We start from the raw sequence: 23,266 nt of genomic DNA on the forward strand, positions 1-23,266 counted from the left end.
AAAAACAAAATTCACAGTCATTATAGCATGAATAGATTTGCTGTAAAGGAGAGAAAAAGGATGGATGAACAATTAACACCCAAAACTACATATTTAGTAAGTGTGGGGAATTTATTTGTCAGTAATCCAAATCCATTAGTAGTAACGAAATTAGTAAAAAGCGCAATGGAATTTGAATATGAAAAATCAAAACAAGTAGCCAACGATGTTGGTGGAGAAGTAATCCGCAAAACAGTGGAATATGCCAAGGTGGTGGAATTTTGATGGATATTAAAGCGATTGAAAATAGTGTACAAGCTATTCGTTTAGCTGAAGAGCAAGGAATTCTGGGCGTTTATCCCGAGAATCAGGTTCATGTGAGACATCAATTATTAGAAAAACTTTTAACTGAAGAAGGGGATTTAGAAGTGGTAAAGCGTGATGATTGGGAATATCCTCTTCAAGTTGAGTTTACGAAAAATGGTTTTACATATCTTTCTCTTTACACTGCACGGGACTTTAAAAATACATTTGGAGGTAATATCGATGAATGCATTACAACAAAATGAATTATTAGAAGTGGACCAATTACAAGATGCGGAGCAACAGTTTGAAATTACGGATATTAACGGTTTGAACTGGGCATTCCGTAAATTAACAGCTCTTAAAGCAAAGGAAAAGGAAATTAATCAATTAGCAAATGTTGAACGTGATCGCATTGCTGAATGGGAAAAAGGTGAATTAATTTCCGTCCACAATAGTATTACCTTCTTTGAAAGCCATGTTCAACGTTACCACGCAGAACAGCTTGCAGCGGATCCAAAACAGAAAACAATTTCTACGCCTTACGGTAAATCCAAAACTCGTAAGAGTAAGGAAGCGCCTGATAAAGCTAATGAGGAACTTCTCTTGGATTATGTAATTCAAAATGACCTTGCTGAGTTCATCAAAAATAGTGTGAAATGGGCCGATTTAAAGAAAACATTAAAAATTGTTCAAATTGGTGATGAGAAAGTAGTTGTAGATGGGGATGGACAAATTGTTCCAGGGGTTAAGGTTAAACCTGAATCTATTTCTTATAGTGTGGAGGTATAAGTATGTTGCAAGTAACAGATGCACAACGTGAAAAGTTGAAAGCATGTATAGCGTTATTTGGTGCTAGCGGTGGTGGTAAAACATTAACATCATTAATTCTGGCATATGGAATGATGAAAGAAGCTTATCCAGATTTACCAGAAGAAGAATTGTGGAAGAAGATTGGTGTTATCGATACGGAACACAAACGCTCGCTTCTTTATGCAAACAATACAATTAAAGGTTACAAGATTGGTAGCTTTAAATATGTAGAACTTGATGCACCGTATTCCACAGTGCGATACCAACAAGCAATTGAACTATTAAAGAAAAGTGGTTGTGAAGTGGTTATTGCAGATAGCCTTTCACATGCTTGGGAAGGTATCGGAGGTATCTTGGACCAGCAGCAAGATTTAGGTGGCCGTTTTCAAGATTGGAAAACAATGAAGCCGGTTATTAAAGAATTTATTAAATCCCTTACAGAAAATGATGTTCATATTATTGCTACGTTACGTACTAAGCAAGAGTATCAAGCTGAACGTGATGATAATGATAAGCTTCAAATTCGTAAGTTAGGGTTAAAACCAATTCAGAAAGATGATTTGGAGTACGAATTCATGATTGTTCTACGTATGGAACAAAATCATACAGCTACACCAACTAAGGATAATTCTAATTTAATAAATGAAAATGGTGAATTAATTAAGCCGGAGCATGGTGCAATTATTTATAAATGGTTGGAACTCGGTGTGGACGTAAGAGCGGAACAAGAGAACGAAAGAAAGGCTCTTATTGAACAAATAATAAAAATTGTTGAATCCAGTGATGAAGCAGCGAAGATGCTAGATGAAATTGAGTTTAAAACAAAACAAAAACTCCAAGATTTCAATCTTAAATATTTAAATGCCGCTTTAGATAGAATACAAGTTTTTAACAACAAGGAGGAAAAATAATGTTTAAAGTAGATCACAGTCAAGCAACAGAATTTGAGGTAATTAAACCAGGTGAATATGAAGTAACAGTTGTTAATTATGAATTAAAGCAAGCAGAGTCAGGTAATAATCGAGTAATTGTTGATTATGAAATTCGCAGTGATGTAGACCAACCATTCCAAGGTCAAAAGATTTTATTTGATAACTTTACGGTTACTGAAAAAGCAATGTGGCGATTCCAAGCAGCATCAAAAGCGGCACAATTCCCAGATGGAATGCAATTTAGCAGCTACAAAGAATGGGCTGATACATTCTTAAATAAACCGTTGCGATTAGTAGTAGGTGAACGTGAGTACAACGGTAAAAAATACCCACAAGTAAATGGTTTTAAAGTGTCTGAAGTAGCAGCTCCAAGTACTGGATTTACAGTTTCAGATGAGGATATCCCATTCTAAAAATTAATTAACAAGATTCAAATAGGAGGGAGCTACTAACGGCTCCCTTTTCCAAAGGGAGAAAATAAAATGAGATATAAATTTAATCAAATACCGGCAGAGCTTAAAAACACTCCTCATTGGATCTTATGGCGGTCAGAAGTAAGAAACGGTAAGAAAACAAAAGTTCCTTATCAAATCAATGGGGAAATGGCTCAATCAAATAATAAGCGTAGCTGGTCAACGTTTCCGACAATCATAAAATTCTATGAACAAGGAGATTATGACGGCATTGGATTCATGTTTTCAAAGGATGATCCATTCATTGGCATTGATATTGACCATTGTATCCAAGAAGGTGCTCTTACAAGTTTAGCTGAGGATGTTATTGAAACGGTAAGTAGTTACACGGAATATTCACCAAGTGGTGATGGCATCCACATTATTGCAAAAGGCAAGCTGCCATTAAAGGGACCAGGTACAGGACGGAAAAATGTAGACCTTGGATTGGAAGTATATAGACATGGACGGTATTTCACTTTCACCGGTAATTGCTTAGATCAAGTTCCTGTGGAAGATAGAACGGATGAATTAAAAGTTTTATTTGAGAAGTATTTGAAAGAAAAACCAAAGCCAGAGAAGAAGCCAAGCACTACTTCATTTGAACGAGAAGACATTACTAGCCTATCGAACTCAGAATTGTGGGAGCGAATGTTTGGTAGTAAAAACGGTGCAGCCATTAAAGATTTATTCCAGGGCATGTTGATTAATGGTGATCATTCTTCTACTGATATGGCTTTATGTAATCATTTAGCATTTTGGACGGATAAAGATGCTGCAAAGATGGATTCTATGTTTAGAGAGTCTTCCTTACTTCGTGAGAAGTGGGATAAACCACATTCAAGTGATGGCCGTACATACGGGGAAATGACAATTGATACAGCAATTCTTTCCACTCCTTCCACAATAGCTGATTATGAACCGCTGGAAGAGAAAAAGTATGAAGTTTATATATCCGATAACTCAATTGAAGATACTGAGGAAATTATCGATGAAGCTCCAAAGTTTCATTTAACTGAGTTAGGAAATGCGGAGCGTATTGCGTATTATCATGGCGAAAATGTTCGGTACTGTAATGAGTTGGAATGGCTTATATGGAACGGTAAGCATTGGCATGAGGATAGTAAGAGACAGATTGAAGCTATTACGGCCAAAACACTGAGAGCCATATATGGAGAAGCAAAGGCTACAGAAGATAAATATCAATCAAAGTTGTTACATGATTGGGCAAAGAAATGTGAAAGACGTTCCATTCGGATAAATAGCATTTTGGATGTGCGACCAATGGTATCAGTGAAAAAGAAAGAATTGGATGCTCATAACTTTTTATTTAACTGTGATAACGGAGTTATTGATTTAAAGAACGGTGAATTATTACCGCATAATCGTGACTTGTTATTAACAAAGATTTCTCCAATCAAGTATGACAGGAATGCTGAGTGTCCAAACTGGAAAGCTTTCTTAGAAAGTATTTTTAAAACAGCTGCAGGTGAACCAGATCATGAACTAATTAACTACCTGCAGAAAGCAATTGGTTATTCATTAACTGGTGTAACCAAAGAGCAAGTAATGTTTTTCTTATTCGGTAATGGACGAAATGGTAAATCCACTTTTATTAATATCATCCAAGACTTACTTGGTGATTATGGAAGGCAAACAAACAGTGATACTTTCCTGAAAAAGAGAAATGATTCAGGAATCAATAACGATGTGGCCAGATTAGATGGAGCGCGTTTTGTATCAGCTGTTGAGAGTGAAGAAGGGCAACAATTATCTGAAGCCCTGGTAAAACAAATCACCGGTGGTGAGAAAATGTCAGCTCGTTTCTTACGCCAGGAATACTTTGAATTTACACCAGAATTTAAAGTGTTTTTCACTACCAACCATAAGCCGATTGTAAAAGGTTCGGATGAAGGTATTTGGAGAAGAATTATGCTTATTCCATTTACCGTAACAATCCCAAAAGACAAGATTGATTATGATCTACCAGATAAATTAGCAAAAGAAATGCCTGGTATTTTGCGGTGGGCTGTTGAGGGCTGCATGAAGTGGCAGGCCGAAGGGTTGCGTGCTCCTGAAGCTGTGAAGGCAGCGACTGCAGAATATCGTGAGGACATGGACATATTGGCACCTTTCATTGATGAAAATTGTATAGTGAATCCTTCAGTGAAAATTGAAGCGAAACTACTATACGAAAATTATACAAAGTGGTGTTTTCAAAATAATGAATTGGATTTAAAGAATCGTGCTTTTTATCGACAATTAGAAATTCGTGGATTTAAAAAAGAGAAAGGTACAGCAAATAAAAATTTTATTCTTGGAATTACATTAAATAAACTAGCTGGTTCGAATTTATTTTCAACTGAGAATGAAGACAAAAACAACGTAACTCCTATAAAAAGGAAAAAAATTTAGGGTAGAGTTACTAAAGAGTTACTTAATTATTTTTTTAGTAACTCGTATAAACGTTGATATGACAACGTTTGTAGATGAATAGTTACTTAAGTTACTTAATTTCTATGTTCCATTCCCATGAAAAATAAATAAATAAAAAAATAATATATATATAGGGCTTTAATAGAAAAACGAGTAACTTTAGTAACTTTGATAACTAAATAACGCTTAAACCCTTGATATGACTGGGTTTACACGAGTAACTTTTTAAATAACTTAGTAACTATTTAGTAACTCATTAAAAAAAGAGGTGTAATATGCATCCAAAACAAATATGTGTTGATGTTCAATCGATGGGAGCGAAGCTCGTTCTTGATGGCGATGACTTATACATTGAGAACCATGAAAAGATTGCTCCTGAAATTGAATCAGTTATTAAAGAATACAAGTTACGGATTATTAAATATTTGCAAGGTAATTATTCGGACCAAGATCATGCGGTAAAACAAACGATAGATAAAATTATTAATTTTTTTATCGGTGTTGAGCAAGACATAAATCCGAAAATAAATGATTGGTTTAATCAGGATGAAGCCGCTGCAAGGTTGGTCATGGAATTAACATTGAACTTTTCACTAAATGGTTGGTTACATGTTAAAGAATCTGTGGCCAACTATGAAAATAAATTAACGGACGAGCTTTCACAAGAAATATTCAATCGTGCAATGTCGCACTTTAGGAAGGTGAAATAAATGCCAGCGATTCATTATCGATATTCAGAAAAAGAATTGAAAGAAATACTAGATACATTAGAAATCATGGTGGATACAAGAGAACAGAAAAATCAGCATGTACTTGATTATTTTCGTAAAAAGAATGTTCCATTCAGACTTAGAAAAATTGATACGGCCGATTATTCAGCGGTAATCCCTAAGAATCCTGAGATGGGCATTACACGAGATGTTTATCTTTGCGCCGGAGTAGAACGTAAAAACGGTGTAGACGAATTGGTTCAATCAATTAAAGATCGTACGAGATTTGAAAATGAATTGATTCGTGCTGCTAAACATCCATTTGTTCTTCTTGTGGAAGATTTAAAAGGCTATCAAAAAATATTAAAAGGTGAGTATATAAGTCAATACAAACCAGAAGCATTACTTGGTAGTTTAAAAACATTTGAGGTGCGATATGGATTTTCAACTGTATTTATTGAGCCAGCTACAACAGGTAATTACATATATCATCACTTCTTATACATGGCTCGTGAGTATTTGAAGAAGGGTGTCATCTGATAGAAATCAAAACAATTAAAGGAGAAATAAACCATGACAAACGTAAAATTAAACGTATTATTCAAGAAAATGCAAAAGGATGATAAAAAAGAAGTTTTACAGTTTCACGTATTAAGTGATGAACTTCCACATGCTGATGAGTTATTAAAAATGCCAGGGACGATTGTTATTTTAACGGTGGAGAAAGACGAAGTTGAACCAATTGGCGCGGAATTTGTAAAGATTCAACGTGATAGTAAAAAAACTCTTCTTGAATTCAGTGTAAAAGGTGATACAAAAGATAAAATTAATAAACTTTATCCATTCGCTGGCGAAAATGTTTCTATCAATCTTGATCCTTCTCAAATGTCTCTTGATGAGTTCTATGAAGAACCACATGAAGGTATGGAATACAACGTTAATCTAGATGGAACAACTGATGTCGCTCCTGGTCAGTTGAAAATTGTTGAAGATGAAAGTATTGCTGAATAAATATTGTCCTGGGTTTCAGTTTGGGGGAAAAGAGTAATCCATAAAAATGATTAATTATTTAAGTAAGAAGAGGAGTGTTATTTTGAGAAGAAAAGATATTGAAATAAATCCAGGAACAACAAAATTAGAAATAGACATTTTGGATATTAAGAAAGATTGCATAGTAATTATATCGAATGGAAAAGCAAAAGTGAGAGAGTTACCGATTTACGGTGAATATAGAATTATTACACATCAAGGAAGAGTTAAAAGAATGAAACGAGAGGAGGGTGAAGAGTTCTAACTTTAATTTTTTTTGCTTTTTATCACTTTTTCTTTAACTTTTTAGAATATGATATATAATTAAGTATATTACATACTATAAAAATAGAAAGAGGGATAGGAGATGCAAGAATATACTTTTAACTTAGAAGTAAACCAAGTAATTGTTGATGGAATTTTGAATGGATATAAAAGTTATATTCATGAACGAAATGAAAAACAACGAACAATGCTAATTAGTGATGCATATGCATGGGTGAAAGGAAATCACATTGATGACCAAACAGCAAGAGAATGTGAAAGAGTAGGAATTGAGTATAAAAAGGCTAAAGCAGGTTATACTTGGGGATATTTACAGTTTTCGGATTCTGAAGACAAGAGCATGTTCATTGTCAAAAATGCTAAGTACTTCAATGAAGAGAATTTTCCAGGTGGTAAGGGGATTAATGGAAGGAAGCAAAGAAAGAAAAATGATGAAAACTATTTAAAGAAACTATCTAGAATAAATCATAATATTACATTTCCAAAAGCTCCTGATTTATTCACGGAAGATACGGAAGGTGTGGAGATTTTATCCATTTTTGATGATAATACATTGAAATCATTAGAGGATACAGATGTGAGCAGGCTGCAAACAGAATATAATAAATTTTATATTGTAACTTATGAAATTGATGAAGCATTTATGATTTCAAAAATATTAGTTTGGATGCCGAATCCTAATGATGAAAAAGCATATTTAGTTGACGATTTAACGGAATTAATTAATAATAGCTCAGTGGACTTTGACGATGTGGATATCACTGTTTTAGAAAGTGATGAACTAGAGTATAACTACGATTCACCTGCGGCTGTTGACTTTGATATTTTCCACGAGGAAGAACTGGATCGAGAACAAACAAATAACGATGATGATGATAGTCGAAGTTAGTATTATATAGGAGGTAGATATACATGTTTGTTGGTACAACTTTGACCAACATTCGAATTCTCCATGGCTATACAAGGAAACAACTGTCCGAAATGTTGGATATTACAGAGCAAGCTGTTTGGCAATATGAGAACGGGTATATGTCTCCTAAGTTAGAAGTTATAAATAAAATGAAAAATATCTTTGGGGTAAAAAGTAAATATTTTTACTCTGAAGATATTCTTACTAAAAATGGAAATACGAATGTGCAGCAATGCCATATTGCATATAGAGCAGAAGTAATGAATAGTGCCCAAAAAAATCAAAGTGAAGCAAAAAATATTGAGTATCTTAACTCCTTTTTAAAAATTATTGAGAAGAAATTGTATTACCCTCCAAATGAAATAGTTATTTTAAGAAATAAGATTATTGAATATCTTAATAATTCAAGTGAAGAACGAAAAGTAAAAATCGAGAAAGCGGCTAGTATAGCTAGAGAGTTTTTAAATATAGGAAATAAGAGCAATATAAACTTATTATTTATGCTTGAAAAAAAAGGGGCATTTATCTTTGAAAAGGCTATAGGGGAAAAAATAGATGCTTATAGCTTGTGGTCAGAAGATGAACGCCCTTTTATTATGTTGGGAAATTTGAAAAAGTCTGCTGCTAGAAGAAATTTTGATTTGGCTCATGAATTAGGACACTTACTGTTACATTATAAAGTTGAATTTTCTTTATTAGACAATAAATCACATAGGGAATATGAACAAGAAGCAAATTTATTCGCTGGAGCATTTTTACTGCCAGAAAAAGAATTTACTGAGGATTTTAGTATGCTCATCAAGATGTCATCCCCTGATTCATACATTGATTTAAAAAAGAAATGGGTTGTATCAATTCAAGCGATGGCATATCGAGCACATTCACTTGGTTTACTTGATTATCAAAAGTATAGATATTTTAACATTAAATTAAATAGACAAGGGTATAAAATAAGAGAGCCTCTTGATGAAGAGATAAAAGTTATGAAACCTGGTAAGGTAAGAAGTATTTTACAACTCTTATTTGATAGAAAGTACTTATCATTAGGAGCGCTTTTAGATTTACTAATGGTTGATGTTGAATTTTTATCTAATCTTTTAGGAATAGAAATGGAGTTCTTTAAGAAATATCAAAATGAATTAGCAAAAGAATTTACAATTTCAGATCTTAACTTAAAAGTAAATTAAAGAGTCCGACCAGTCTTCTGGAGGGCACAAGCTGTACGTATTAAGCGTATGTCTTGTGCCTTTTTTGTTTGGATAGAGAAATGAAAGAGGTGAACCCAAATTTGTTTAATTGGCTAAAAGATTATCAAAAATTAGAAGAAGATATTGCTTATTTAGATTACAACTTGGATAAAACAAAAGCTGAATTAAAACGTTGGGTTAGTGGTGATTTGCAAGATGTACGTTTAACTGCTGAATCGGAAGGTGCAAAGGTAGAAGAACGTATTGAAGCAATTGAATATGAGTTAGCTCATAATATGAATGCAATGCATGATTTATTGAATTTGATTAGTAAGTTCAAAGGATTAGAAAATAAATTATTGAAAATGAAGTATGTGTACGGAATGACATTAGAGGAAATAGCTGAGGATTTGAATTACAGTTCTAGTTATATCTATAAGAAACATGCTGAGATTGTAAGGAGAATAAAGTTCGCTGAAAAACTTGCACTTTACTGACAGCCAGTTTTATGAATGTTAACTCTTGAAAATATAGATTATAGTAATAACATAAGAAATTGACGAAGGGGCAACTGGTGCACGGTTGCTCTTTTATTATGTCGATATATGACGAAATGTTATTCTGTAAAAATGTCTCTTTTTATCAGATAATGTAGATAGAAAGGAGATGTTGAAGATGATAGTCGAATTAGAATTTCTAGATATGTCAAAAACAAGAGTACATGAAAAAACAAAAATCTATGAAAATTTCAGTGCTCCAATTCCAAATGTAGGTGATACGATATATATTGAAGGTTATTTATATAAAGTAAATCGTAGAGATTTTATTTATTTAGATAACACTGGTATTGATTTAAAAGTATCATTCTGGTGTGAAGAACTAAACTAAATAGAAAAGATGTGAAAGCATTCCTTATGGAGTGCTTTTTATTATATAAAAAAGAGGACGCTCAGGGCGTCCTTAATTATTATTATCACTATTTATATTATACTCATTTAAATCATTATTATTTGCTTTTATATTATAGTCTTTATCAAAAGGTAATTTTATATTTAATTGCTCTCTTAAGGCATCTTGTAAGACCTGTGAAAAGTTTATATTTTCTTTTATAGCTGCTTCATTCAACCATTGAGGTATAGTTAATGTTTTCTTAATAGAATTATTATTTATAGCTTTTCTATATAATGGCATATGAATTTCAATTTGTACCATTATCTTTTTAGAAATATTCTCATAAAACTCTATATCTAAACTTAATTCTTCTAATGAGGTTGGTTCTGGTATTTCTAAGTGATTAATCTCCATGTTATATAAAATGGATCCTAAGGATTCTTTAGCGTTGTTTATAGCTTCTTGAATTGTGTCGCCTTGTGCATGACAACCAACTATGTCAGGAAATGAAACGCTGAAAACATCTTCATCGGGATATTGTTCTAATATAGCAGTAAAACTATAGAAATCTTTATACGTATGTCTATTTGAGTTATTCATTTGAAAACCTCCATTTTTATTAAAATTAACATTTGTTGATTTTCTTTAAAAATTGGTTATAGTAGTATCATACAGTTTTTAGAAAAGCAGAGGGGTTAAAACCCCTTTATCTGCTTTACAATTTTATGAGCGGTTCCAGTTGCAACATCTTTGACGGGATGAGGTATCGAAATGTGATACGGTGCTCCTGGTTTGGTGAAGATTAAATGGTCACCTTTACCGCGCTTTTTACTTGGCTGACGTTCCCATTGGTGTTCTTCAGCCATTTTTATTAATTGTTTAGAACTGTATGATGGCAAAGCGCTTGCTCCTTTCTTATGTATTTTCGAGTTATTGTTCACCTCCTTTAACTCTATATTTATTATAACACGTATATTTTATACGTGCAATATAATATGTGTAATTTATACGTATTTATTTTTAAGAAGTTTAATATGTTTCGAAGCATCCATAATGGGTGCTTTTTGTTTTGGAGAAAAGTAAGAAAGGAATGATAATAATTGAACAGTGTTTTAAACGGTAAGATTGCTTTGCTTGGCCTTATACCTATTGATAAGAAAGCGTATATCAAATACTTGAAGTCTCATGAGAAAGCGTATAAGAAGTCTGGGATTGATATTAGTGGATTCAAATATTATAAACTTCACGGACAGAAGCCAATGTTTTATTCTGTAGAATACCTCATGCAAACACCGATAAAAGATTTATTAGAAAGAGATAAAGGTAATAAGGAACGATTAGTAAAGACGGATGAATTATTACTTGGTGAATAAGGAGTGAGTAACATTGACTAACTTCTACAAAACAAAACGCTGGAAGAACAAACGAGCAAATGTATTAAGACGTGACTCGTACCAATGCCAAGAATGTAAACGATATGGCAAGAACAAAGAAGCAACGACAGTACATCATATCCATCCATTAAGGAATAGACCGGAGCTAAGACTCACAACAAGTAATCTGGTTAGCTTGTGTGGAAGGTGTCACGATAAGATGCATGACCGAGTGAGTGATGAGTTAACCGAGTTAGGTATGCAATGGATAGAACGAATGGAGAGAGTGAAGGGTAATGGAACAACTAACTAAACTTGAAAAGGCAATAGTCATTGGAACAATCCTTAATGCAATTGGTGAAGAGAAACTTGAAGAGTATATTGAGTTAGAAAAGATTGAACCATTAATCGAAACGTTTGATGATATGCAAGAGAATACAACACCAAAAGAAAAGAAAGAAGCTACAACAAATTTAATCAATAAACTAATCGAAGATTTTCTGAAAGAAATCAATCAAGAAGAAATGAAACAATCCCCCCTACTTAAAAAATAATTCAAAGGGTCTTATGGGGACCGAGAGGGGGAGCTTTTTCCAATAGAGCGACTATATTTTTTTTAGAAAGGGGGTGTGGTGCCCGGATGGACCAAAAAGAAAAAATGAAATTGAAAGAAACTGTGATTGCTAATATGAAACATTTGGGTGTTTATCGGGATGATTTTGAACATACAATTAACATTTATGTTGGTATGTTAGCTCAATATCAAGCTTTCGAACAACAATTTGAAGAGTCAGGTTTTAAAATAACAGATTCATATACAAATAAAGCCGGGGCGACGAATGAAAGAAAAACCCCGATCTACACAGCTATGGAAGCTTTGCGGAAAGACCTGGCCAACTATTCGAATTTACTATGTTTGAACCCGAAAACGTATGAACGAATAAAACGTCCAGAAGTACCAGTTCGTAAAAAAGAAACTGAAAAACCAAAATCAAAATTAGTACAAGCATTGAGTGATAGTTCATGAGTAAATATGAAAATTATGACTTAGTTATGGAATACGCATCTTCAATTGTGGAGGGCAGAAAATTAGCAAATAAAGAGCAAATACAAGGTTGTGAAAGATTTTTAAGAGATTTAAAAAATCCTGATTATGAATTCAATCCAAAAGATGCAGAGTTTGTTATAAGAATTATTGAAAAAACTTTCGTACATGCTCAAGGGGAAAAATTGGACGGCACACCGCTAAGAGGTACGCCTTTTTTATTGGAGCCATTTCATAAGTACCAGGTATATAATTTGCTAGGATTTTATCATAAGGGGACAAAAATTAGACGTTTTAAAGAAGCGTTTATTTATATTCCAAGGAAAAATATAAAAACATCTTTTGCAGCAGGATTAGCCTGGGCTTTGGGATTATTAAATCGGAAATCTGGAAGTAAAATTTATATTACTTCGGCAGCATTAAAACAATCCCTTGAAAGCTTTAATTTTATAAACTTTAATCTTGGTCAAATGGGTGAAAAAGAGAATTTTAGGGTAATTGATAATAACCAGGAACATTCTATTTCTGGTGATTTAGGTGACGGTTCTATTTTCATCCAAGCATTAGCAGCGAATCCTGATAAACAGGACTCATTAAACTGTAATATTGCTATTGCTGATGAATTACACGCTTATAAAACACCAAAACAATATAATATCATCAAAGAAGCCATGAAAGCTTATACGAATAAGTTAATGATTGGTATAACAACGGCCGGAGATGATATGACAAGCTTCTGTTATCAACGTTTACAGTATTGTAAAAAGATACTTGATGGCACTGTGAAAGACGAGGCTTATTTTGTGTTCATTGCAAAGGCTGATGAAGATGAAAAAGGAAATGTGGATTACACAAACCCGATTGAACATCAAAAAGCAAATCCAGCTTATGAGGTTTCAATTCGACCTGATGATCTCTTGAACGATGCACTACAAGCACAGAATGATCCTCAACAGAGGAAAGACTTTTTAGCAAAGTCATTAAACATTTACACATCAGCTATTCGTGCTTATTTTAATTTAGATGAATTCAAAGCTTCTGACAAAAAGTACAATTGGACGCTTGAAGAGTTAGCTAAATTGAAAATCGATTGGTTTGGTGGCGCCGATCTTTCGAAGATGCACGATTTAACAGCGGCGGCTTTGTATGGAAATTACAAAGGAGTAGATATCGTTATTCCTCATGCTTGGTTTCCAATTATAGCAGCTACGCAAAAGGCAGAGGAAGACAATATCCCTTTATTTGGTTGGAAAGATGATGGTTGGTTGACCATGTGTAATACGCCTACTGTAAATCATTCTGATATCGTAAATTGGTTTATCAAAATGAAGAAAAAGGGATTTAAAATTAAACAGGTTGGTTTTGATAGAAAGTTTAGTCGAGAATTTTTCCTTGCAATGAAGAGTAAAGGTTTTCGAATGGTTGACCAACCACAATACTTCCACAAGAAATCTGAGGGATTTAGACGTATTGAAAAGAAAACTAAGGATGGAGAGTTTTATTATTTACATTCGCAAGCATTTGAATATTGTGTGCAGAATGTTGCAGCAATCGAGAAAACAGATGACATGATTCAATATGAAAAAGTTATGCCAAACCAGCGTATCGATATCTTTGATGCGGCTGTTTTTGGTGCTATTCGTATGCTTGAAAACTTTGAAAAGGCTGTTGATGCTTCAACGTGGTTAGAAAGCTAATCTTAGGAAGGAGGTGTAAATTTTGAAGTTTTGGAGAAAGAAAAAAACACGTTCATCTGTTTCTATTCCAATAGCACTTGGAGATGTTGAAACAGTTGGTTATACAAGACTTTCGGACAATCCTGATGTATTAATTGCAGTTGATAAAATAGCCGATTTAGTTTCTAATATGACAATTCATCTCATGGAAAATACTGATGAAGGTGATAAACGGTTGAGAAATCAATTGTCACGAAAGATAGATATTGAACCACATCGGAATATGACTCGTAAATCTTGGGTTTATAAGATTGTTAGTGACTTATTACTTCATGGTGATGGTAATTCTATTGTTCATATTGGTATTGATCCAAAAACGACTTTCATTGATGATTTAACACCGTTTCAAATGCAAGCCGTAAGCTATGAAGATGTGGATGGCAACTACCTCATCAACTTCAACGGTACAACGTACACATCAGACGAGGTAATTCACTTTGTAATTAACCCTCATCCTAATTATCCATACCGTGGTACTGGATATCGTGTGGCATTAAAGGAAATCGTAAGAAATTTAAATCAAGCTACAAGAACAAAGAATAATTTTATGAGCGGTAAATACATGCCATCACTTATTATTTCTGTGGATGCCATGACAGAAGAGTTATCTAGTAAAGAAGGTAGAGATAATATTATGGCTAAATATTTTGCAGAAACAGAAGGTGGTAGGCCTTGGATCATCCCCGCAGACTTAATAAAAGTTGAGCAAGTAAAACCTTTATCGCTAAAAGATATTGCTATTAATGAAGGTGTTGAATTAGATAAGAAAACTGTTGCTGGGCTCTTTGGGATTCCGGCTTTTTTCTTGGGTGTTGGTGAGTTTAATAAAGATGAATATAACAATTTCATTAATACACGCGTTTTTTCGATCGGACAAGTTATAGCACAAACATTAACACGTGATTTGTTATTTAGTCCAAATTGGTTTTTCCGTTTAAATCCACGAAGTTTATACTCATACAATTTAAGTGAAATGGTGGAAGCTGGCACACAAATGGTTGACCGAAATGCAATGAGAAGAAATGAATTACGTGATTGGGTTGGACTGGATCCTGATCCAGAAATGCAAGAGCTCATCATCTTAGAAAACTATATTCCAGCTAATAAGATTGGTAGCCAAAACAAACTGAAGGGAGGTGAGAACGATGAATAAACGCCATATGCACTTTACGTCAGAATTAAAAACTAGAGATAGTGAAAACGAAAATGAAGCAGTGATTGAGGGGTATTTTGTTGTCTACAATCAAGAAACTGAGTTATGGCCAGGAGCATTTGAAGAAGTGGCACCAGGAGCATTTGAAAATAGTTTACGTAACAATGACATTATGTGCCTGGATAATCATGATTCAAGAATGGTTTTAGCTAGTTTTGGTAGTGACACGCTTGAATTAAAGTCCGATAACTATGGTTTATGGGGAAAAGCGATTATTGATTTAGAAGATCCAAATGCAAAAAGTGCGTATCGTAAAGTACAGACTGGGAAAGTACGTGGCTGTTCATTTGGTTTTTATCCAACAAAAGAAGAACAAATTACACGTGATGATGGAACGATGAAATGGAGAATAACTGAAGCTGAGCTACATGAGGTTTCTATTACAGCATTCCCAGCTTATCCACAAACGGATATTATGGCCAGACAAAAAGATGTTGAAGTTATCAAGAAACAAAGGTTAGAACAACGAAAAAAACAATTAAGGGAGCGATTAAACAATGCCTAATCCAGTATTAATTGGCGCTAAATTAAATATGAAACGAAATTCCTTATCAACTTTGGAAGGAAAATTAACGGAATTACTTGCAAAACGAAGTGAGTTGGAAGCATCTATCGAAGGAATCGACAATGAAGAAGATTTAACAGCACTTGAAGCAAGTATTAAGGAAAATGATGATGCTATTACTTCCACAGAAGATGAAAAAACAACATTAACAGAAGAAATCGAGGAACTAGAAAAGGAACTAGAAGCATCTAATCGTAGATCACCAAATAAAGGAGCGAAACGCAATATGCCAAAACACAATGAAACACGTGAAGCTATCAATGCTTATGTGCGCAGTAAAGATCAAACGCGTTCTGGATTCACATCTGTGGAGGGGGGAGCATTAATTCCAGAAGAATTATTAAAACCACAACAAGAAAAAGTAGATACAGTAGATTTAACACAATACGTACGAAAAATCCCAGTAAATCGCGGTTCAGGTAAATACCCGATTATTAAGAAATCAAACGGAAAAATGATTTCAGTTGCAGAGCTGGCAAAAAATCCAGAACTTGCACATCCTAAATTTGAAGATGTATCATACGACATCGAAACGTATCGTGGTTACATTCCTGTTTCTCAAGAAATGATTGATGATGCAGATTATGATATTTCGGGTCTCATTGCAGAAGATATTCAGGACCAAGATTTAAATACAAAAAATGCTGAAATTGCAGCTATCTTTAAAACAGCTACAGCTCAACCTGTAACTGGATTAGACGGGATTGTTACATTACTAAATACAGGTTTTAAGCAGGTTTATAATGTGAAATTTTATGTTTCCTCTTCACTATTTAATGCATTAGACTTATTGAAAGATAAAAATGGTCGTTATTTATTACAGGATGATATTACAGTTGCATCTGGTAAACGTATTAAGAGCAAAGAGGTTGTAGTCTTAGATGATGATATGATTGGTAAAAAAGATGGCGATTTAGTTGGCTTTGTGGGTGATGCGTATGAATTCTGTACTTTATTTGATCGTAAAAAAGCATCTGTTAAATGGACTGATAATGACATTTACGGTCAATTATTAGCTGGCTTTGTTCGCTTTGATACTAAAGCTGTAGACAAACAAGCAGGATACTACATCACATACACACCAGAAGCGCCAGCGGGAGCATAAAGAAAGGGTGGTTATGAATGGCTAAGTATGAAGTCTTAGAAGATTTTACAGACTTACAAGATAATAATCACATTTATCGAAAGGGAGATCATTACCCTCATAAGGGGCAAGGAAAGAAAAAACGGATTGAAGAACTTTCGGGGAGCGAAAATCTTAGAGGTGAGCCTTTAATCAAGGAATTAGAAGGCAATGAATAATCAAGTAAAAACAAATTTATTAACTTTATTAAAACTTGATTTAGGTATCACTCACGATTTGAGGGATGCTTATTTTAATAATTTATTAGTTAGTTCTCAAAATGAGATTGAGAGAACAGGAATTGTATTAGATTTTGAAAATATCGATGATCAAATGCTCACAGTTGATTATGCAGCATGGGTTTATCGACATCGCCAAGAAGATGTTCCATTATCTCGAAATTTACAAATCCGTCTTAATAATAGAGTGATTAAGAAGGCAGGGATTAAAGATGCCGTCGATTAAACCCAGTGTAGGAAATTCAAAGTGCATATCATTAGACGGTGTGTGCTTTTTAATTTCCATTGAAACTGAAAAGGATGAGCTTGGACAAGAAATTGGTACAAATGAAAAACCAAGACAAATATTTTGCTCTGAATTAAGTATTAGTCAATCTGAATTTTATTCAGCGGGACAGCTTAATCGTAAACCACAGATTATGCTAATTGTTGATTCTGATGAGTATGACAAGGAAAGCAAGGTAAAATATGAGGAAATGAAATACACTATTTACCGCTCCTTTATGAGATCGGATGGCTTCACAGAATTATATTGTGAGGTGAATATTGGTGGCTAATATCAATGATTTAGCAAGTGAGATTACCAGAGAATTACAAAGGTATGCTGGTGTTGTGGACGAAAAATTAGAAAATGAGATTGATGAAATAAGCGATATCGCTGTAGGGAAATTAAAACAAAATAGTCCTAAAAAAACAGGTGGTTATCGTAAAGGGTGGCGAAAGAAAAAAGAGGGGAAAGGAGTTATTATTCATAATATAAAGGGGCAATTAACACATCTCTTAGAGAATGGTCATGCGAAAGTTGATGGTGGTCGTGTTCCAGCAAAAGTGCATATTCGTCCAGTTGAGGAGTATGTAACTGACGAGTTACCAAAGCGAATTGAAAGGTCGGTTCAACAATGAACTTAATTGAATTAAAGAAAATGCTTGAAGCTACAGGCTATCCTGTGGCTTATTCTCATTTTACAGCAACACCGACTAAACCAGTTCCAGCGCCACCTTATATTTGTTTTCTTGTGGACGGATCAGCAAATTTAATGGCCGATAACAAGGTCTACCACAAGATAAATGACTTAAACATAGAGCTTTACACAACTAAAAAAGATTTAGTTGCAGAAGCGAAACTTGAAAAAGTCCTAGACGATCATGAGATTCCTTATGACTCGTATGGGACTTTTATTGAATCTGAAAAAATGTATCAAAAAATATATGAAACGAGGTTGATGTAAATGAATAAAGAAAATAAAGTCACATTTGGTTTGAAGAATGTACATTATGTACCAATTGATATTCAAGACTTTATAGTGAAATTTGGTACTCCAGTTCCATTACCTGGTGGGGTTGAACTAACTTTTGAACCACGCGGTGATTTAATTGAATTTTATGCTGATGATATGCTTTATTATGCGGCAAGTAATAACCAAGGTTATGATGGAACGCTATCTATTGCAACTATTCCGGAACAATTTGCTATCGATGCATTAGGAGAGCAATTAGATGAAACAGACGGTGTATTAAATGAGTTAGCTGATGCCAAAGGAAAATCATTTGCATTACTATTTGAATTCGATGGCGATGTGAACGCAACTCGACACGTTATGTATAACTGTGCGGCGAGCCGTCCGACAATCGCATCTAAAACAAAAACAAATTCAGCTGAACCAAATACAAATGAATTGAAGTTTGTATCTAGTCCAATTGTTTTAGCGCCTGGCGGAAGACCAATGGTTAAAACAAAAACAACGTCTAAAACGACTCAAGCAATTTACGATAACTGGTACAAAGAAGTGTACATTAAAAAACCAGCAGCACCAAAAGGAGCGTAAGTAAATGGAAAAGACAATTACAATAGACGGAAAACAAATCCGACTTAAAAGTACAGCAGCAACAGTCAAACGTTATAAGGCTCAATTTAGACGTAATTTATTTGCTGATTTGATGGGATTAGGAGCAATTAGCGCATTAACTTCACCGGATGGTACGCAACAACCTATTGATATGTCTAATGTTGATTTAAGTAATGTGGATTTTGAACTTATTTATGATTTAACTTGGTTATTCGCTAAAACAGCGGATCAAAGTATTCCTGATCCTATGGTGTGGTTAGATGGATTTGAAGAGTTCCCAATCGAAGAAATTATGCCGGAAATTATGGATTTAATCCAAGTTACTATGGGAGCAAAAAAAAAATAACAGAAAATAATGAAGGGCAAGGGACTTTCGGTGATGAAGAATTAACATCCGATACGTTCCTTGCTCTTTGTTATAAAGCGAAACTAACAAGTTGGGATTTAGAAGATATGACAATCGGTGATTGTTTTGACTATATTGCTGAATTTGCTGAAATGGAGAATCCGGATAAAGAAAAAGTTAGAAAAGCAAATCAAAAAGACTTCGATTCGTTCTAAGAAAGGGGTGAGAAAATGGCAGGAAGAATTAAAGGAATTACAATTGAGATTAATGGTAACACTCAACCGTTACAAAATGCTTTAAAAGATGTTAATAAGCAAAGTGATAGCTTGGCAAAAGAACTAAAAGATGTTGAACGTCTTTTAAAATTTGATCCTGGTAATGTTGAAGCTTTGGCTCAGAAGCAAAAGTTATTAACTCAACAAATTGAAAATACAACGCAAAAGTTGGACAAATTGAAAGCAGCGGAGCAACAAGTCCAAGCGCAATTTCAAAACGGAAAGATTTCTGAAGAACAATACCGTGCATTCAGGCGTGAAATTGAATTTACAGAAGGGTCACTTAATGGTCTTAAAAATAAACTAGGAAACATGAAAGCTGAGCAAGAGAATGTAGCGAGTTCCACAAGACAACTAGAAACATTGTTTAGAGCTACAGGTAAAAGTGTTGATGATTTTGCAGGAGCATTAGGAAATCGTCTTGTGAATGCAATTCGAAATGGAACGGCTACAAGTAAACAGTTAGAGCAAGCGATTGGAATTATCGGCCGTGAAGCATTAGGCGCAGGGACGGATATTGATAAATTACAACGCGCTCTTCGATCTGTGGATGCAGGAAATTCGATTCGACAAGTACAAAATGAGTTAAGAGATTTACAGCAAGAAGCCGGAAGAACGGAGAAAAAGTTTGAAGGGCTAAAAGTAGGACTCGAAAATGTTATTGGTGGTATGGCAGCAGGCGGAGGTATGGCAGCAGCTGTTGAAAAAGCACTTGATATGTCCAAGTTAAAAACAAAAATTGAAATAGGATTTGATGTTCCTGAATCCTCAAAAAAATCAGTAGAGGATGCTGTAAGAGGAATTTCAGCCTATGGATTGGATGCAGAAGAAGCACTTGAGGGTGTAAGAAGACAATGGGCTTTGAATAAAGGTGTTAGTGATGAAGCAAATGCTTCTTTTGTAAAGAGTGCAGCTGTTATTTCTAATGCTTATGCTGGCATAGATTTTACTGAATTAATTCAAGAAACAAATGAAATTGGCAATGAACTAGGCATTTCACAAGAAGGCGCTCTCGGTATGGCTGACGCCTTATTAAAAATGGGTTTTCCGCCAGAACAATTAGATATTATCGCTGAATATGGCGGCCAGCTCACGCGAGCAGGATACAATGCTGAAGAAGTACAAGCTATTATGGCAGCTGGTGTTGATACAGGAACCTGGAATATTGATAACCTCTTAGACGGATTGAAAGAAGGGCGTATTAAAGCGGCTGAATTTGGTCAAGGTGTCGATAAAGCAATGACTGAAGCTCTTGAAGGTACAAAAATTTCAGCAGAACAAGTTGAAAAATGGGGGCAGGCAGTAGCTAAAGGTGGTAAAGATGGATCGGCAGCTATGACAGAAATTGCACAAGCTTTATCAGAGGTTGAAGATGAAACAAAACGTAATGAATTAGGTGTTAAATTTTTCGGGACAATGTATGAAGATCAAGGGCAAAACATCATTAATACTTTGCTAGGTGCAAAAGAGAAAACAGTTGATTTTGGAAAGCAACAAGATAAACTGAATGATTCCATTAAGAAAATGGATGCAAACCCAGCAGTTAAATTTCAAAAAGCGATGCAGGATTTACAAGTTGCGCTTCAGCCAGTTCTTAGTGTAATAGCGGATGTCATTTCAAAAATAGCTGAATGGGTTTCAAACAATCCAAAGTTAGCAGCCACATTAACAGCTGTTGCAATGGCTATTGGTATAATCTCAGGTGCAATTATGGCTCTTGCGCCAATAGTCATGACGGTAATGAGTATATTTGGGGTTGGTGCAGCTGTAGCAGCAGGGATAGTTGCCATTGTTCCAATTATCATAGCAGCCATAGTTGCTTTAGGTATAGCAATTTATAAAAATTGGGAAGATATTAAAAATTGGACAATAGAAACATGGAATTCTATTAAAGAATATTTAATAGAGCTTTGGAATGGAATAGTTCAATCCTCCAGTGAGGCATGGAGTTCTTTCTTAGAAACAATGCATTCATTCTTTGATCCAATAGGGCAATTTTTTAGCGATTTATGGACAGGAATAGGCGAAATATGTAGTAGTACATGGAATTCTATTGTTGAATTCTTTTCAGGAGCTTGGGCTTCATTTACTGAAATGATGCATAGTTTTTTTGATCCGATAGGGGAATTCTTTAGTAGTTTATGGTCCGGAATTGTGGAAACAGCATCTTCTTGGTGGACTTCTTTAGTTACAACAGCTTCAGAATTATGGGGGACACTCGTACAAGCTTGGCAAGAAACTTGGAATACCATCGTTACTGTTTTAGATCCAATCATTTCATTAATTTCAACAGTACTACAAGCTGGATGGCTATTAATACAAGCAGGGGTACAAATTGCATGGGCAGCCATTTCACAATATATCATTCAACCAATTCAACAAGCTTATGACTGGGTAAGTACAAAGATAGGTGAATTAGTTACATGGCTCGGTACACAATGGGAAATCGCAAAAGCTGTGGCACAAGTTGCATGGGGATTATTTAAACAATATATTATCCAGCCTGTACAGGAAGCTTGGAGTTTAGTAAAAGAGAAATTTAGCGATTTAATTTCTTGGTTAAGTTCACAGTGGGAATTTGCCAAATCATACACCCTTATGGCTTGGAACTTGGTAAAACAGTACGTTATTCAGCCAGTTCAAGAATTGTGGAATACAACCAAGCAAAAGCTTGCTGATTTAGCCAATTGGATATTATCAAATTGGGGCTCTATAAAATCCTATACGCTTACAGCTTGGAATCTAGTAAAGCAATATGTTATTCAGCCAGTAACAGATGCCTATAATCAGGCAAAGCAAAAATTTACTGATTTATATAATTCAGCTAGAGAAAAATTCGATTCTGTAAAGAATGCAGCACAAGAAAAATTTGAAGCGGCGAAACGATTTATTATTGATCCGATACGAGATGCGGTTGGAAGAGTAGAAGAGTTTGTTGGTAAAATAAAGGGCTTCTTTGAAAATATGAAGTTGAAAATCCCAAAACCTGAAATGCCGCCTCTTCCACACTTCAGCTTGCAAACTAGTACGAAAAACGTTTTAGGAAAAGACATTACTTTTCCATCGGGAATTAATATAGATTGGCGGGCAAAAGGTGGTATTTTCACTAAACCAACTATCTTTGGAATGATGGGTGGAAACTTGCAAGGAGCTGGAGAAGCTGGACCAGAAGCAGTTTTACCTTTAAATAAAAAGACCCTCGGATCAATTGGTGCTGGAATTGCAGCAGCCATGCCACGCGAACAATTTGCTAGGTTTAGTGAAATAAATCAAGTAATGAGTGATATGAGCCGTATGATGGCTAGTTCTGTAAGTCAATTATCAGGATTAAAGACTGTCATGAGTGGTGTGTATGGAAGTATGTCAAATAGTAGACAAGCCATGACAAGCAGCGTATCAAATCAAGTATTTAATTACTCTTCAGGATCATCTGACGGTGGAGTACTTCCAATGCTTGGTGGCGATTTAGTTGTTGAAGTTCCTGTTGTTTTAGAGGGACGAGATGTGGCGCGTGGCACGTATCGATATACAACCGAGTATCAAGAAAGAGAAACAAAAAGAAACTCAGACTTTTAGG

The 23,266-nt window shown here is 34.7% G+C and carries 32 protein-coding genes; 30 read left to right on the plus strand and 2 right to left on the minus strand.

Features of this window, described 5'->3' with window-relative positions; translation table 11 throughout:
* The first annotated feature begins 60 nt into the window (after positions 1–60).
* The 14 genes from CGQ22_RS10090 to CGQ22_RS10155 all read left to right on the plus strand — a co-directional run bounded on the left by CGQ22_RS10090 (position 61) and on the right by CGQ22_RS10155 (position 9,924).
* On the plus strand, positions 61–264 hold the full coding sequence (locus tag CGQ22_RS10090) for a hypothetical protein (protein WP_089148638.1): 204 nt from the start codon (positions 61–63) through the stop codon (positions 262–264).
* Positions 264–548 (plus strand): hypothetical protein, encoded by a 285-nt coding sequence (locus CGQ22_RS10095; protein ID WP_089148639.1) that lies wholly within the window; start codon positions 264–266, stop codon positions 546–548. The genes CGQ22_RS10090 and CGQ22_RS10095 overlap by 1 nt, the downstream gene beginning before the upstream one ends.
* Positions 526–1,074: a host-nuclease inhibitor Gam family protein gene (locus tag CGQ22_RS10100; RefSeq protein WP_089148640.1), complete on the plus strand. Its 549-nt coding sequence runs from the start codon at positions 526–528 to the stop codon at positions 1,072–1,074. The genes CGQ22_RS10095 and CGQ22_RS10100 overlap by 23 nt, the downstream gene beginning before the upstream one ends.
* Positions 1,075–1,076: 2 nt before the next feature.
* Positions 1,077–2,006 carry an AAA family ATPase gene (locus tag CGQ22_RS10105; protein ID WP_089148641.1) on the plus strand — a complete coding sequence of 310 codons (930 nt, stop codon included), beginning with the start codon at positions 1,077–1,079 and terminating at the stop codon, positions 2,004–2,006.
* Positions 2,006–2,440: a DUF669 domain-containing protein gene (locus CGQ22_RS10110; protein WP_089148642.1), complete on the plus strand. Its 435-nt coding sequence runs from the start codon at positions 2,006–2,008 to the stop codon at positions 2,438–2,440. Before CGQ22_RS10105 ends, CGQ22_RS10110 begins: the two co-directional genes overlap by 1 nt.
* 69 nt (positions 2,441–2,509) lie before the next feature.
* Positions 2,510–4,894: a phage/plasmid primase, P4 family gene (locus tag CGQ22_RS10115; protein ID WP_089148643.1), complete on the plus strand. Its 2,385-nt coding sequence runs from the start codon at positions 2,510–2,512 to the stop codon at positions 4,892–4,894.
* Between the two features lie 296 nt (positions 4,895–5,190).
* Positions 5,191–5,625 carry a hypothetical protein gene (locus CGQ22_RS10120; RefSeq protein ID WP_089148644.1) on the plus strand — a complete coding sequence of 145 codons (435 nt, stop codon included), beginning with the start codon at positions 5,191–5,193 and terminating at the stop codon, positions 5,623–5,625.
* The gene (locus tag CGQ22_RS10125) at positions 5,626–6,165 is read left to right on the plus strand and encodes an ERCC4 domain-containing protein (RefSeq protein ID WP_089148645.1); all 540 of its coding nucleotides are present in this window, start codon (positions 5,626–5,628) and stop codon (positions 6,163–6,165) included.
* 33 nt (positions 6,166–6,198) lie between these two features.
* Complete coding sequence (locus tag CGQ22_RS10130; protein ID WP_089148646.1) at positions 6,199–6,636, plus strand: hypothetical protein; 438 nt, start codon at positions 6,199–6,201, stop codon at positions 6,634–6,636.
* A gap of 82 nt (positions 6,637–6,718) precedes the next feature.
* Positions 6,719–6,919: an XtrA/YqaO family protein gene (locus CGQ22_RS10135; protein WP_016716801.1), complete on the plus strand. Its 201-nt coding sequence runs from the start codon at positions 6,719–6,721 to the stop codon at positions 6,917–6,919.
* A 102-nt stretch (positions 6,920–7,021) separates the two neighbouring features.
* Positions 7,022–7,828, plus strand: coding sequence for a spr1630 family ClpXP-sensitive toxin (locus CGQ22_RS10140; RefSeq protein ID WP_089148647.1), 807 nt, complete (start codon positions 7,022–7,024; stop codon positions 7,826–7,828).
* Positions 7,829–7,851: 23 nt separating this feature from the next.
* Positions 7,852–9,036: a spr1629 family repressor/antitoxin gene (locus CGQ22_RS10145; RefSeq protein ID WP_089148648.1), complete on the plus strand. Its 1,185-nt coding sequence runs from the start codon at positions 7,852–7,854 to the stop codon at positions 9,034–9,036.
* 101 nt (positions 9,037–9,137) lie between these two features.
* Positions 9,138–9,533 carry a sigma-70 family RNA polymerase sigma factor gene (locus tag CGQ22_RS10150; protein WP_089148649.1) on the plus strand — a complete coding sequence of 132 codons (396 nt, stop codon included), beginning with the start codon at positions 9,138–9,140 and terminating at the stop codon, positions 9,531–9,533.
* 178 nt (positions 9,534–9,711) lie between these two features.
* Positions 9,712–9,924 carry a hypothetical protein gene (locus CGQ22_RS10155; RefSeq protein ID WP_089148650.1) on the plus strand — a complete coding sequence of 71 codons (213 nt, stop codon included), beginning with the start codon at positions 9,712–9,714 and terminating at the stop codon, positions 9,922–9,924.
* 72 nt (positions 9,925–9,996) lie between these two features.
* On the opposite strand, the gene CGQ22_RS10160 is transcribed toward CGQ22_RS10155, so the two are convergent.
* Positions 9,997–10,527 (minus strand): type II toxin-antitoxin system HicB family antitoxin, encoded by a 531-nt coding sequence (locus CGQ22_RS10160; RefSeq protein WP_016716806.1) that lies wholly within the window; start codon positions 10,525–10,527, stop codon positions 9,997–9,999.
* 95 nt (positions 10,528–10,622) lie between these two features.
* A complete protein-coding gene (locus tag CGQ22_RS10165) occupies positions 10,623–10,826 on the minus strand; it encodes a type II toxin-antitoxin system HicA family toxin (RefSeq protein WP_016716807.1) in 204 nt (67 codons plus the stop codon).
* 201 nt (positions 10,827–11,027) lie between these two features.
* On the opposite strand from CGQ22_RS10165, the gene CGQ22_RS10170 reads away from it, so the two are divergent.
* The 16 genes from CGQ22_RS10170 to CGQ22_RS10245 all read left to right on the plus strand — a co-directional run bounded on the left by CGQ22_RS10170 (position 11,028) and on the right by CGQ22_RS10245 (position 23,265).
* Positions 11,028–11,300 (plus strand): hydrolase, encoded by a 273-nt coding sequence (locus CGQ22_RS10170; RefSeq protein WP_089148651.1) that lies wholly within the window; start codon positions 11,028–11,030, stop codon positions 11,298–11,300.
* A 13-nt stretch (positions 11,301–11,313) separates the two neighbouring features.
* Positions 11,314–11,613: an HNH endonuclease gene (locus CGQ22_RS10175; protein ID WP_089148652.1), complete on the plus strand. Its 300-nt coding sequence runs from the start codon at positions 11,314–11,316 to the stop codon at positions 11,611–11,613.
* Positions 11,597–11,854, plus strand: coding sequence for a hypothetical protein (locus CGQ22_RS10180; RefSeq protein WP_089148653.1), 258 nt, complete (start codon positions 11,597–11,599; stop codon positions 11,852–11,854). Before CGQ22_RS10175 ends, CGQ22_RS10180 begins: the two co-directional genes overlap by 17 nt.
* Positions 11,855–11,940: 86 nt before the next feature.
* Positions 11,941–12,327, plus strand: coding sequence for a P27 family phage terminase small subunit (locus CGQ22_RS10185; protein ID WP_089148654.1), 387 nt, complete (start codon positions 11,941–11,943; stop codon positions 12,325–12,327).
* Entirely contained in the window at positions 12,324–14,042 is a 1,719-nt protein-coding gene (locus CGQ22_RS10190) for a terminase large subunit (RefSeq protein ID WP_089148655.1), read from the plus strand. The genes CGQ22_RS10185 and CGQ22_RS10190 overlap by 4 nt, the downstream gene beginning before the upstream one ends.
* Positions 14,043–14,064: 22 nt before the next feature.
* Positions 14,065–15,234: a phage portal protein gene (locus tag CGQ22_RS10195; RefSeq protein ID WP_089148656.1), complete on the plus strand. Its 1,170-nt coding sequence runs from the start codon at positions 14,065–14,067 to the stop codon at positions 15,232–15,234.
* Positions 15,227–15,799: an HK97 family phage prohead protease gene (locus CGQ22_RS10200; protein WP_089148657.1), complete on the plus strand. Its 573-nt coding sequence runs from the start codon at positions 15,227–15,229 to the stop codon at positions 15,797–15,799. Before CGQ22_RS10195 ends, CGQ22_RS10200 begins: the two co-directional genes overlap by 8 nt.
* Positions 15,792–16,964: a phage major capsid protein gene (locus tag CGQ22_RS10205; protein WP_089148658.1), complete on the plus strand. Its 1,173-nt coding sequence runs from the start codon at positions 15,792–15,794 to the stop codon at positions 16,962–16,964. Before CGQ22_RS10200 ends, CGQ22_RS10205 begins: the two co-directional genes overlap by 8 nt.
* Before the next feature lie 17 nt (positions 16,965–16,981).
* Positions 16,982–17,161, plus strand: a complete 180-nt coding sequence (locus CGQ22_RS10210) for a hypothetical protein (RefSeq protein ID WP_089148659.1) — start codon at positions 16,982–16,984, stop codon at positions 17,159–17,161.
* Positions 17,154–17,447, plus strand: a complete 294-nt coding sequence (locus CGQ22_RS10215) for a hypothetical protein (protein WP_089148660.1) — start codon at positions 17,154–17,156, stop codon at positions 17,445–17,447. The genes CGQ22_RS10210 and CGQ22_RS10215 overlap by 8 nt, the downstream gene beginning before the upstream one ends.
* Positions 17,434–17,778: a phage head closure protein gene (locus CGQ22_RS10220; protein ID WP_089148661.1), complete on the plus strand. Its 345-nt coding sequence runs from the start codon at positions 17,434–17,436 to the stop codon at positions 17,776–17,778. Before CGQ22_RS10215 ends, CGQ22_RS10220 begins: the two co-directional genes overlap by 14 nt.
* Position 17,779: 1 nt before the next feature.
* Positions 17,780–18,124, plus strand: coding sequence for an HK97 gp10 family phage protein (locus CGQ22_RS10225; RefSeq protein WP_089148726.1), 345 nt, complete (start codon positions 17,780–17,782; stop codon positions 18,122–18,124).
* Positions 18,121–18,450, plus strand: a complete 330-nt coding sequence (locus CGQ22_RS10230) for a hypothetical protein (RefSeq protein ID WP_089148662.1) — start codon at positions 18,121–18,123, stop codon at positions 18,448–18,450. Before CGQ22_RS10225 ends, CGQ22_RS10230 begins: the two co-directional genes overlap by 4 nt.
* Positions 18,451–19,047, plus strand: coding sequence for a major tail protein (locus CGQ22_RS10235; RefSeq protein ID WP_089148663.1), 597 nt, complete (start codon positions 18,451–18,453; stop codon positions 19,045–19,047).
* A 4-nt stretch (positions 19,048–19,051) separates the two neighbouring features.
* Entirely contained in the window at positions 19,052–19,414 is a 363-nt protein-coding gene (locus CGQ22_RS10240) for a hypothetical protein (protein ID WP_089148664.1), read from the plus strand.
* 230 nt (positions 19,415–19,644) lie between these two features.
* Positions 19,645–23,265 carry a phage tail tape measure protein gene (locus CGQ22_RS10245; protein WP_089148665.1) on the plus strand — a complete coding sequence of 1,207 codons (3,621 nt, stop codon included), beginning with the start codon at positions 19,645–19,647 and terminating at the stop codon, positions 23,263–23,265.
* The last annotated feature ends 1 nt before the right edge of the window (position 23,266 follow it).

Origin of the sequence: Bacillus sp. M13(2017), from assembly GCF_002218325.1 — a bacterium.
Lineage (GTDB): Bacteria > Bacillota > Bacilli > Bacillales > Bacillaceae_G > Bacillus_A > Bacillus_A thuringiensis_K.